Origin of the sequence: Pseudomonas sp. GM21 (assembly GCF_000282215.1) — a bacterium.
Lineage (GTDB): Bacteria > Pseudomonadota > Gammaproteobacteria > Pseudomonadales > Pseudomonadaceae > Aquipseudomonas.
The window spans coordinates 53,635-64,490 of sequence record NZ_AKJS01000139.1 but is presented as its reverse complement, the minus strand read 5'-3'; the positions used below and the strand labels follow the sequence as shown (position 1 = coordinate 64,490).

The window sequence follows — 10,856 nt, the reverse complement described above, 5'->3', positions numbered from 1 at the left end:
CCGCGTGGGAATGCAGCCAGGGACGCTCCGCGTCCCCAGAAGCGGACGCGGAGCGTCCGGTGAGGCATTCCCACGCAGAGCGTGGGAACGATCATTTACCAGCCCTGTCAGGCGCCGACGACCCCGCCATCTTCCCGGGAAATGGCCATCACCGAAGACCGTGGCTTGCCATTCGGCAAATGTTCCGGGAACGTCGAACCGCCGTTTTCCCCCGGATGCTGAATCCCGACAAACAACGTCTTCTGATCCGGCGAGAAGCTGATGCCGGTGACTTCGCAACCCACCGGCCCGACCATGAACCGGCGAATCTCTCCGGTCTCAGGGTCGGCACACAGCATCTGATTGTTGCCCATGCCCGCAAAATCACCGGCATTGCTCGAATCGCCATCGGTGAGAATCCACAACCGGCCGGCCTTGTCGAAGCCCAAGCCATCCGGGCTGTTGAACATGTTCTGCGGCGTGATGTTCGACGAGCCGCCCTTCGATGTGCCAGCGTGAACACCCGGGTTGCCGGCGACCACAAACAGGTCCCAGGCAAAGCTTTTCGAGGCGTGATCATCGCGGTCGGTGCGCCAGCGCAGAATCTGCCCGTAGACGTTCTTCTCGCGCGGGTTTGGCCCGCCCACCGGTTGACCTTCTTCACCGCGCTTGGCGTTGTTGGTCAGGGTGCAATACACCTGGCCATCCTTGGGGCTGACGACGATCCATTCCGGACGGTCCATGCGCGTTGCTTTCACTACGCTGGCGGCGAGGCGCGCGTGGATCAGCACTTCGGCCTGGTCGGCAAAACCGCTGCTGGCGTCGAGGCCGTTTTTGCCGTGGGTCAGTTCGACCCACTCGCCTTGGCCTTTCGGGTGATCGGCATTGCCGTCGCCAGCGTCAAAGCGCGCTACATACAAGGTGCCGTGATCCAGCAGGTCGCGGTTGGCCTTGGGGTTTTTGTGGTTGATCTTGTCGCGGCTGACGAACTTGTAGATGAACTCACCCCGCTCATCGTCGCCCATGTACACCACGGCGTGGCCATCATGAGTTTCGGCGAGTGCTGCGTTTTCATGCTTGAAACGTCCAAGGGCCGTGCGTTTGACCGGGGTCGATTGCGGATCGAACGGGTCGATCTCCACTACCCAGCCGTGACGGTTGAGTTCGTTGGGGTTCTTCGCCAGGTCGAATCGCTCGTCGTGCTGATGCCAGTTGATCTCTTTACTGGTCGCCACTGCGCCGTAGCGTTTCTGCGCAGCGTCGAATTTCTGCTCGGCATTGCTGCTGCCGAAGCAATCGGTGAAGTTCTCTTCGCAGGTCAGGTAGGTGCCCCACGGCGTCTTGCCGTTGGCGCAGTTCTGGAAGGTACCGAGGACATTTTTTCCGTGCGGGTCGGTGCTGGTTTTCAGCAGTTCATGGCCGGCGGCTGGGCCACTCAAGCTGATCGGTGCGTTGCCGTGAATACGCCGGTTGTAGCGCGAGCCCTGGACGAACTGCCAATGGCCGTTCTTGCGCTGCACTTCGATGACCGTCACGCCTTCGCACGCCAGCGCCTTGCGCACTTCTTCGGCGGACTGCGGCATGCCGCCATGCGGGTAGAGGTAGCGATAGTTGGTGTATTCGTTGTTGATCGCCATCAGCGCCCGGTCTTTTTCATCGGGAAACTCGAACAGGCTCATGCCGTCATTGTTGTCGCCGAACTGGACTTCCTGTTGCTCAGCGGTGCCGTTGCCAGTGGGGTCGAACGCCGGGCCGTTGTTTTGCAGGGGCTGGCCCCAGCTGATCAGCACCGAGGATTTGTAGCCTGCTGGCAAGGTAATGGCGTCGCTGGTGGCGGCGGGGATACTTTCAAAACCCAACAACTTGCTGGTACCGGCGCTGACACTCGCGGCCAGCACGCTGCGGCTCAGCAGGTTGCCACCGAGAAACATGGCGGCACCGCAGAGGGCTCCGGCGCTGATGAACCCACGACGGCTGAGGCCGACCATCTTTTCGAGGTCGGTGGACTGGTTTTCTTCTAATAGGCTCACATCAGGCTCCCTGCGGGTTTTTGCAGTCACCATAAAGAGCATCGATGAAGCTTTTGTTTCAGAGCGGTGTACCGAGCAACACGTTGGAGGGCGCGAACTGCACCCGCACCGGTTTGTCAGCGGCAAGCCCCAGCGTTCGCAAATGCAGCGGCTCAGCCAAGGCGCACAGCGTCTGGCCATTGGGCAGGCCGATGCGCACTTCGCTGGGGCCGTCGTCGGCGTCGAGAATGTCTTCGATGATGCCTTTCAGAAAGTTATTGCCGGGTGTTGCTTGTTGATCAATACCCAACAATTCAAGCCAACCGGCCTTGATCAACGCCACCACTTCAGTGCCTGTTTCCAGCTCCAGGCGCAAGGTACTGTCGTGGGTGATCTGCGCATCGATGGTCAATCCTTCGGCCAGTTCAAGACGGATTCGGTCATTGCGCCCCTGAGCTTCGATCCCTGCCACTGTGCCGTGCAGTTGATTGCGCGCGCTGGTGCGCAGCATCAGGCGACCGAGCAGGTCCAGATCGCTGGCCTCTTCGGCCGCCTCCAACACCTGAGCCTGCAAGACTTGCAGCTTTTGATACAGGCGCAACACGCGCTGGCCTTCGCTGGAGAGTCTGGCGCCACCGCCGCCCTTGCCGCCGACGCTGCGTTCCACCAGCGGCTTCTGCGCCAGGTTGTTCAGCTCGTCGATGGCATCCCACGCGGCCTTGTAGCTCAGGCCCGCGCTTTTTGCGGCACGGGTGATCGAGCCTTGCTCGGCGATGTGTTGCAGCAACGCAATGCGCTGCGGACGACGAACAATGTGCTGGGATAACAACGTTGGCAAGGACATGGCGAGGTGCTTTGGGCGGTGACAATGGGTAAGACGTTGGCCGCTTGGGCAGTGGGAGTCAAGTCAGGCCATTTCGCCGGGTTTTGGTGTACGGGCCAGACAGTACACGTCAACCCGCGCAGCACCTGCGTCCATTAACAGCCGGGCGAGCGCTTGCGCCGTGGCACCGGTGGTCAGCACGTCGTCCACCAAGGCCAAATGCCGGCCCTTGATGCGCGCGCCGGGCGTCAGGGCGAAGGCGTTGCGCAGGTTCTTTTTGCGGGCCTCGGCATTCAAGTCCTGCTGCGCGCTGGTATCTAGCGTCCTCAACAGCAGCGTTTCGTCGCAAGGAATATCCAGACAAGTGCCGAGCCAGCGGGCGAGCATGGCGGCTTGATTGAAACCCCGTTGGCGCAGGCGTTCAGAGGCCAGCGGCACCGGAACGAGCGCGTCGGGACGATGCAGGTCTTCGTCGAAGCGATGTTGCAGGAATTGCGCGAGGAGTTCACCGAGTAGCCGGCCAAACGGCCACTTTGCAGAGTGCTTGAAACGAGTGATCAGGGTGTCCACCGGGAAGCTGTAAGTCCACGGTGCGGCGACTTGCTCGAACGCGGGTGGTTGATTCAGGCACTGGCCGCAGGTCAGACCGGCGCCTGGTAAGGGCAGGGCACAGGTTTGGCAGTGATCCCCAAGCCAGGGCAACTCTGTTTCGCAGGGCATGCAGATCGGAACCTGTCCATCGGCCGGTTCTGCACAGAGCAGACAGCGCTGTTTGTTTTTTAACCAGATGTAAACCGGTCTATCGTAACGTGGTTGACAGCGCATGAGTCTTCCTTAAATATGCCGAACATCCGTGTCGCGTCTGTGGGTATTCCACCTCCCAGCCGCTTGCCAAGCATAAAACAAAGGAAACGCCCATGAGCGCCAGCACCTCTGCAACCCTGCGTCATGACTGGTCTTTGGCCGAAGTCAAAGCACTCTTCGTTCAGCCATTCAACGACCTGTTGTTCCAGGCACAGACGGTGCACCGCGCGCATTTCGACGCCAACCGCGTCCAGGTTTCCACGCTGCTCTCGATCAAAACCGGCGCCTGCCCGGAAGATTGCAAATATTGCCCGCAGTCCGGTCACTACAACACCGGTCTGGAAAAAGAAAAGCTGATGGAAGTGCAGAAGGTCCTCGAAGAGGCCGCTCGCGCCAAGGCCATCGGTTCGACCCGTTTCTGCATGGGCGCGGCGTGGAAACACCCGTCGGCCAAAGACATGCCGTACGTGCTGGAAATGGTCAAAGGCGTGAAAGCCATGGGCCTGGAAACCTGCATGACCCTCGGTCGCCTGGATCAGGACCAGACCGTTGCTCTGGCCGACGCCGGCCTCGACTACTACAACCACAACCTCGATACGTCGCCTGAGTTCTACGGCAGCATCATCACCACCCGCACCTACAGCGAGCGCCTGCAAACGCTGGCCTACGTGCGTGAATCGGGGATGAAGATCTGCTCCGGCGGCATCCTTGGCATGGGCGAGTCCCTCGATGACCGTGCCAACCTGCTGATCCAGCTGGCCAACCTGCCGGAGCATCCGGAGTCGGTGCCGATCAACATGCTGGTGAAAGTCGCTGGTACGCCGCTGGAAAATGCCGAAGACATCGATCCATTCGACTTCATCCGCATGCTCGCCGTTGCGCGCATCCTGATGCCGAAATCCCACGTGCGCCTTTCCGCTGGCCGCGAAGCGATGAACGAACAGATGCAGGCCCTGGCATTCTTCGCCGGCGCCAACTCGATTTTCTACGGCGAAAAACTGCTGACCACCGCCAACCCGCAGGCCGACAAGGACATGCAGCTGTTCTCGCGCCTGGGGATTCTGCCGGAAGCGCGCGAAGAGCACGCGGACGAGGTGCATCAGGCTGCCATTGAGCAGGCACTGGTTGAGCAGAAGAGCAGCGAGCAGTTCTACAACGCTGCTGTTTAATCGACGCTGATCCCCTGTGGGAGCGAGCCTGCTCGCGATTGCGACCTTCCAGTCACATCAATGTTGGCTGTGAATCCGCAATCGCGAGCAGGCTCGCTCCCACATGGAATATCTGACATTCCTTAGTTGAGGCCTGCATGTCTTTCGATCTCGCCGCACGCCTTGCTGCCCGTCGTGCCGAAAACCTCTACCGCCAGCGCCCGCTGCTCGACAGCCCTCAGGGCCCGGAAGTGGTGGTCGATGGCCAACCGTTGCTCGCGTTCTGTAACAACGATTACCTCGGCCTGGCCAATCACCCCCAAGTGATCGAAGCGTGGCGCGCCGGCGCTGCTCGTTGGGGCGTGGGCGGCGGGGCGTCGCACTTGGTCATCGGCCACAGCACACCCCATCACGCGCTGGAAGAAGCCTTGGCTGATCTCACCGGCCGCCCGCGTGCGCTGTTGTTCACCACCGGTTACATGGCCAATCTCGGCGCGGTCACGGCGTTGGTCGGGCAGGGCGATACGGTGCTGGAAGACCGGCTCAATCATGCCTCGTTGCTGGATGCCGGTTTGCTGTCGGGCGCGCGCTTCAATCGCTATCTGCACAACGATGCGGTGAGTCTGGCCAAGCGCCTGGAGAAAGCCACCGGTAATACGCTGGTGGTCACCGACGGCGTGTTCAGCATGGACGGTGACATTGCCGACCTGCCGGCGCTGGCGCGTGAAGCCAAGGCCAAAGGCGCATGGCTGATGGTCGATGACGCTCACGGTTTTGGCCCGCTGGGTGCCAATGGCGGCGGGATCGTCGAGCATTTCGGCCTGAGTCAGGAAGACGTGCCGGTGTTGGTCGGCACACTGGGCAAGGCTTTCGGTACCGCCGGAGCCTTTGTCGCTGGCAGCGAAGAGTTGATCGAAAGCCTGATCCAGTTCGCTCGTCCCTATATCTACACCACCAGCCAGCCACCGGCGCTGGCCTGCGCGACGCTGAAAAGCCTCGAACTGCTGCGCACCGAACATTGGCGCCGTGAGCATCTGAAGACGCTGATCCGCCAGTTCCGCCAAGGCGCCGAGCAAATCGGTCTGGAGCTGATGGACAGTTTCACGCCGATTCAGCCGATCATGATCGGCGATGCCGGGCGTGCGGTTCGCCTGTCGCAGATGTTGCGCGAGCGTGGGCTGATGGTGACGGCGATCCGCCCGCCGACCGTGCCGGCTGGCAGCGCCCGCTTGCGAGTGACCCTGACCGCCGCTCACAGCGAGGCACAGGTGCATCTGTTGCTAAACGGCTTGGCCGATTGTTTCGCCCAGCTGAAACCGGAGCCAAGCCATGCGTGATCGACTGATTCTGTTGCCCGGTTGGGGTCTCGGGATTTCGCCGCTGGAACCTTTGGCGGCGGCCTTGCAGGGACTGGATGAGCATCTGCGAGTCGAGATCGAGCCGTTGCCGGAACTGGAGTCGAGCGATCCCCAAGAGTGGCTCGAAGAGCTCGATTCGACAGTGCCGCAGGATGCCTGGCTCGGTGGCTGGTCCTTGGGCGGCATGCTGGCGACCGAGTTGGCGGCACGTCGGGGTGATCGTTGCTGCGGCTTGCTGACCCTGGCGAGTAGTGCCTCTTTTGTTGCCCATGAGCAATGGCCAAACGCGATGCCCGCCGAGACCTTCGATGCGTTTCTGGCCGGCTGCAAGGCTGATCCACGTATGACGTTGAAGCGGTTTTCGTTGCTGTGTGCCCAAGGCGCGCAGGACCCGCGCGGGTTGTCGCGGCTATTGCTCGGTGGGGCGCCTCAGGCTTCTGTGTCCGTGTTGATGAGTGGACTGGAAGTGCTTGCACAACTGGACACTCGCCAAGCCTTGCAGGCGTTCCGCGGTCCGCAACTGCATCTGTTCGCCGGCCTTGACGGCCTGGTCCCGGCCGAAGCGGCAGGGGACTTGCTGGCGTTGCTGCCTGATGTCGAAATCGGTCTGATTGAACAGGCCGGTCACGCGTTTCTTCTGGAAGACCCCCACGGTGTGGCGGGGGCGATTCAGGCCTTTTTGCACGAGTCCGGTGATGACTGATTTATCCCTTCCCAACTTGCCTGGCGGTTTGCCCGACAAGCGCCAGGTGGCCGCGTCCTTTTCTCGCGCAGCGGCGAGTTACGACAGCGTCGCTGAATTGCAGCGTGATGTCGGCAGCCAGTTGTTGAGTCGTTTGCCGGCTGATTTTGTCCCCGGTCGCTGGCTGGACCTGGGCTGCGGCACCGGCTATTTCAGTCGCGCGCTGGGTGAACGTTTTCCGACCGGTCAAGGTGTCGCCCTCGACATCGCCGAAGGCATGCTCAATCACGCCCGTCCATTGGGTGGTGCCAACCATTTCATCGCGGGCGATGCGGAGCGGCTGCCGCTGCAGGATTCGACCTGCGATTTGATCTTCTCCAGCCTTGCCGTGCAGTGGTGTGCGGATTTTGAATCGGTGCTTAGCGAAGCGTATCGGGTGCTGAAACCGGGCGGGATTTTCGCGTTTGCTAGTCTATGTGTAGGGACGTTGTTTGAGTTGCGTGACAGTTGGCGTCAGGTGGATGGCATGGTGCACGTCAACCGTTTCCGCGAGTTGGGTGTTTATCAGCAATTATGTGCGGCCAGTGGCTTGAGAACTCTCAGCCTGCAAACGCATCCACATGTGTTGCACTACCCGGATGTGCGTAGCCTGACTCATGAACTCAAGGCATTGGGTGCGCACAACCTGAACCCTGGACGACCGGGTGGTTTGACGGGGCGGGCGCGGATCCTTGGCTTGATCGAGTCTTATGAGCAATTTCGTCAGGCCGAGGGATTGCCAGCGACTTACCAGGTGGTTTACGCCGTGTTGGAGAAACCTATATGAGCGCAGCCTATTTCATCACCGGGACTGACACTGACGTCGGCAAGACCACCGTTGCCGCTGGTTTGTTGCATGCCGCGCGCTCGGCGGGTTTGAGCACGGCGGCGGGAAAACCGGTGGCCTCTGGCTGCGATGTGACACCCAAGGGGTTGCGTAACGCCGATGCGCTGGCGCTGTTGGCCGAGTGCTCACTGCCGTTGACGTATGCCCAGGTCAACCCGGTCGCGTTCGAGCCGGCCATCGCCCCGCACCTGGCCGCGAGGGAGGCCGGAGTGGCATTGACGGTGCAATCACTGTTGGCGCCCATGCGCGAGATTCTCGATTTGCAGGCGGATTTCACCTTGATCGAAGGGGCGGGCGGCTGGCGCGTGCCATTGGCGGATCAGGCCAATCTGTCTGACCTGGCGATAGCGCTGGGTTTGCCGGTGATTCTGGTGGTCGGTGTGCGGTTGGGCTGCATCAACCATGCTCTGTTGACGGCCGAGGCAATTGCCCGGGATGGACTACAGTTGGCAGGCTGGGTCGCCAATATCATTGATCCCAAGACTTCGCGCCTGGAAGAGAACCTTGCGACGCTCGCCGAGCGTATTCCAGCGCCCTGCCTTGGGCGCGTACCGAAACTCAAATTGGTGACGGCAGAATCCGTGGCGGAACATTTGCAGCTGGATTTGCTGGACTAGGTTTTCTCTATGGCAAGGCACTATGCCATTAGTGTTTTTGACGGGCCTTTTGCCATCATGTCTGATTCAATGCTCACTATTGATCCTCCAGGACGTCTCTTCCCATGCAAATCTCAGGAAACACCGCTTTTTATGCTGGTCTGAGTACTATTCATTCAGGGCAGAACCGCGTTGATCAAGCGTCCGGGCAGATCGCCAACATTACCATCGAGCGATCAGTGACCAGCCAGTCTTCCGAGGCTCAGGTGGATCGCTTGCGTTCGGTTGACCGCAGTCAGCTATCCGACTTGGCCAGCCATGTAATCGACATGGCCCAAGGTAAACTTCAGATTGAAGCGGGTGCCAAAGTGGCCAAGGCTTCGGATGAAATGCTCGGAACGTTGATCGACACATTCGCTTGAACCCTCGCTGAATGCTCCATTGACGCCGCGACTGTTCGCGGCGTTTTTCTGTGTAAGTCCTTATCCCTCAACTAATCTTTTCTACACAGCACCTTGTTTGTTCAACGGTGGTGTACTGCTGCGTGTCCGATAGATCGGTGAGGTGATGACAAACGGCTAAAGATCGATGCTTGACAAGATTTGGGCGTAAACGTATGTTTCAAACAACTGTTTGATCGCAGCGACAATTCGACGCGGTCGTTCATCCCCGGTTACATCAGCAGAGGTTTTTCGCTATGCCTGACTACAAGGCCCCCTTGCGTGATATTCGCTTCGTTCGTGACGAATTGCTCGGCTACGAAGCGCATTATCAGAGCCTTCCGGCTTGCGCGGACGCAACTCCAGACATGGTTGACGCCATCCTTGAGGAAGGCGCCAAGTTTTGTGAGCAGGTACTGGCCCCGCTGAACCGCGTGGGTGACACCGAAGGCTGCACCTGGAGCGAGTCCGGTGTTAAAACCCCGACTGGCTTCAAAGAAGCCTACAAGCAATTCGTTGAAGGCGGCTGGCCAAGCCTGGCCCACGACGTAGAGCACGGTGGCCAAGGCCTGCCGGAGTCTCTGGGTCTGGCAGTCAGCGAAATGGTTGGCGAAGCCAACTGGTCGTGGGGCATGTACCCAGGCCTGTCCCATGGCGCGATGAACACCATTTCCGAGCACGGTACGCCTGAGCAGCAAGAGGCTTACCTGACCAAACTGGTTTCCGGTGAGTGGACCGGCACCATGTGCCTGACCGAACCGCACTGCGGCACTGACCTGGGCATGTTGCGCACCAAGGCCGAGCCTCAGGCTGACGGCTCCTACAAAGTCTCCGGCACCAAGATCTTCATCTCGGCCGGCGAACACGACATGGCCGACAACATCGTCCACATCGTACTGGCCCGCCTGCCGGATGCTCCGGCTGGCACCAAAGGCATTTCGCTGTTCATCGTGCCGAAGTTCATGCCGAACGCGGACGGTTCGATCGGCGCACGCAACGCTGTGAGCTGTGGTTCCCTGGAACACAAGATGGGCATCCACGGTAACGCCACTTGCGTGATGAACTTCGACGCGGCCACCGGTTTCCTGATCGGCCCGGCGAACAAAGGCCTGAACTGCATGTTCACCTTTATGAACACCGCACGTCTGGGCACCGCGCTGCAAGGCCTGGCTCACGCTGAAATCGGCTTCCAGGGCGGCCTGAAATACGCTCGTGATCGCCTGCAAATGCGTTCGCTGACTGGCCCGAAAGCGCCGGAAAAGGCAGCTGACCCGATCATCGTTCACCCAGACGTACGTCGCATGCTGTTGACCATGAAGGCATTCGCCGAAGGCAACCGTGCGATGGTTTACTTCACGGCCAAGCAAGTTGACATCGTCAAGTACGGCGTGGACGAAGAAGAGAAGAAGAAAGCCGATGCACTGCTGGCCTTCATGACACCAATCGCCAAAGCCTTCATGACTGAAGTCGGTTTTGAGTCCGCCAACCACGGCGTACAAATCTACGGTGGCCACGGCTTCATCGCCGAGTGGGGCATGGAGCAGAACGTTCGCGATAGCCGCATTTCGATGCTGTACGAAGGCACTACCGGTATTCAGGCACTCGACCTGCTGGGCCGTAAAGTGTTGATGACTCAAGGCGAAGCTTTGAAAGGCTTCACCAAGATCGTCCACAAGTTCTGCCAGACCAACGAAGGCAACGAAGGCGTTCAAGAATTCGTCGCACCGTTGGCTGCACTGAACAAAGAATGGGGCGAACTGACCATGAAGGTCGGTATGGCTGCCATGAAAGACCGCGAAGAAGTCGGCGCGGCCTCCGTGGATTACCTGATGTACTCCGGTTACGCCTGCCTGGCCTACTTCTGGGCTGACATGGCGCGTCTGGCAGCCGAAAAACTGGCTGCCGGCACTTCCGAAGAGGCGTTCTACACCGCCAAGTTGCAGACTGCGCGTTTCTACTTCCAGCGCATCCTGCCGCGTACCCGTACTCACGTTGCAACCATGCTGTCGGGCGCCAACAACCTGATGGACATGAAAGAAGAAAACTTCGACCTGGGCTACTAAGCCTTAACGCAGTCCTTCAAAAAACCGCTGCTCCTTGGGGAGTGGCGGTTTTTTTTTTGCTTTACTGC

10 protein-coding genes are annotated in these 10,856 nt (G+C 59.9%); 7 read left to right on the top strand and 3 right to left on the bottom strand.

Features of this window, described 5'->3' with window-relative positions:
- Positions 1–107 precede the first annotated feature (107 nt).
- The 3 genes from PMI22_RS06830 to PMI22_RS06840 all read right to left on the bottom strand — a co-directional run bounded on the left by PMI22_RS06830 (position 108) and on the right by PMI22_RS06840 (position 3,636).
- Positions 108–2,009 carry a PhoX family protein gene (locus tag PMI22_RS06830; protein WP_007947836.1) on the bottom strand — a complete coding sequence of 634 codons (1,902 nt, stop codon included), beginning with the start codon at positions 2,007–2,009 and terminating at the stop codon, positions 108–110.
- 58 nt (positions 2,010–2,067) lie between these two features.
- Positions 2,068–2,832, bottom strand: coding sequence for a TOBE domain-containing protein (locus PMI22_RS06835; protein ID WP_007947835.1), 765 nt, complete (start codon positions 2,830–2,832; stop codon positions 2,068–2,070).
- Positions 2,833–2,895: 63 nt separating this feature from the next.
- Complete coding sequence (locus tag PMI22_RS06840; RefSeq protein WP_007947834.1) at positions 2,896–3,636, bottom strand: ComF family protein; 741 nt, start codon at positions 3,634–3,636, stop codon at positions 2,896–2,898.
- A 92-nt stretch (positions 3,637–3,728) separates the two neighbouring features.
- On the opposite strand from PMI22_RS06840, the gene bioB reads away from it, so the two are divergent.
- From bioB to PMI22_RS06875, 7 genes are all read left to right on the top strand, one after another.
- Positions 3,729–4,784 (top strand): biotin synthase BioB, encoded by a 1,056-nt coding sequence (gene bioB, locus PMI22_RS06845; protein WP_007947833.1) that lies wholly within the window; start codon positions 3,729–3,731, stop codon positions 4,782–4,784.
- Between the two features lie 137 nt (positions 4,785–4,921).
- Positions 4,922–6,100 (top strand): 8-amino-7-oxononanoate synthase, encoded by a 1,179-nt coding sequence (bioF, locus tag PMI22_RS06850; protein ID WP_007947832.1) that lies wholly within the window; start codon positions 4,922–4,924, stop codon positions 6,098–6,100.
- Positions 6,093–6,824: an alpha/beta fold hydrolase gene (locus PMI22_RS06855; RefSeq protein WP_007947831.1), complete on the top strand. Its 732-nt coding sequence runs from the start codon at positions 6,093–6,095 to the stop codon at positions 6,822–6,824. The genes bioF and PMI22_RS06855 overlap by 8 nt, the downstream gene beginning before the upstream one ends.
- A complete protein-coding gene (bioC, locus tag PMI22_RS06860) occupies positions 6,817–7,629 on the top strand; it encodes a malonyl-ACP O-methyltransferase BioC (protein ID WP_007947830.1) in 813 nt (270 codons plus the stop codon). The genes PMI22_RS06855 and bioC overlap by 8 nt, the downstream gene beginning before the upstream one ends.
- Positions 7,626–8,306 carry a dethiobiotin synthase gene (bioD, locus tag PMI22_RS06865; protein ID WP_007947829.1) on the top strand — a complete coding sequence of 227 codons (681 nt, stop codon included), beginning with the start codon at positions 7,626–7,628 and terminating at the stop codon, positions 8,304–8,306. The genes bioC and bioD overlap by 4 nt, the downstream gene beginning before the upstream one ends.
- A gap of 104 nt (positions 8,307–8,410) precedes the next feature.
- Positions 8,411–8,707 (top strand): hypothetical protein, encoded by a 297-nt coding sequence (locus PMI22_RS06870; RefSeq protein ID WP_007947828.1) that lies wholly within the window; start codon positions 8,411–8,413, stop codon positions 8,705–8,707.
- 275 nt (positions 8,708–8,982) lie between these two features.
- Positions 8,983–10,788, top strand: a complete 1,806-nt coding sequence (locus PMI22_RS06875; RefSeq protein WP_007947827.1) for a phenylacyl-CoA dehydrogenase — start codon at positions 8,983–8,985, stop codon at positions 10,786–10,788.
- Positions 10,789–10,856: the final 68 nt, after the last annotated feature.

Bases quoted from the DNA above. Each gene is read 5' to 3' on its own strand.
- PMI22_RS06835 (WP_007947835.1), bottom strand. From the start codon at position 2,832: ATGTCCTTGCCAACGTTGTTATCCCAGCACATTGTTCGTCGTCCGCAG.
- PMI22_RS06840 (WP_007947834.1), bottom strand. From the start codon at position 3,636: ATGCGCTGTCAACCACGTTACGATAGACCGGTTTACATCTGGTTAAAA.
- bioB (WP_007947833.1), top strand. From the start codon at position 3,729: ATGAGCGCCAGCACCTCTGCAACCCTGCGTCATGACTGGTCTTTGGCC.
- bioF (WP_007947832.1), top strand. From the start codon at position 4,922: ATGTCTTTCGATCTCGCCGCACGCCTTGCTGCCCGTCGTGCCGAAAAC.
- PMI22_RS06855 (WP_007947831.1), top strand. From the start codon at position 6,093: ATGCGTGATCGACTGATTCTGTTGCCCGGTTGGGGTCTCGGGATTTCG.
- bioC (WP_007947830.1), top strand. From the start codon at position 6,817: ATGACTGATTTATCCCTTCCCAACTTGCCTGGCGGTTTGCCCGACAAG.
- bioD (WP_007947829.1), top strand. From the start codon at position 7,626: ATGAGCGCAGCCTATTTCATCACCGGGACTGACACTGACGTCGGCAAG.
- PMI22_RS06870 (WP_007947828.1), top strand. From the start codon at position 8,411: ATGCAAATCTCAGGAAACACCGCTTTTTATGCTGGTCTGAGTACTATT.
- PMI22_RS06875 (WP_007947827.1), top strand. From the start codon at position 8,983: ATGCCTGACTACAAGGCCCCCTTGCGTGATATTCGCTTCGTTCGTGAC.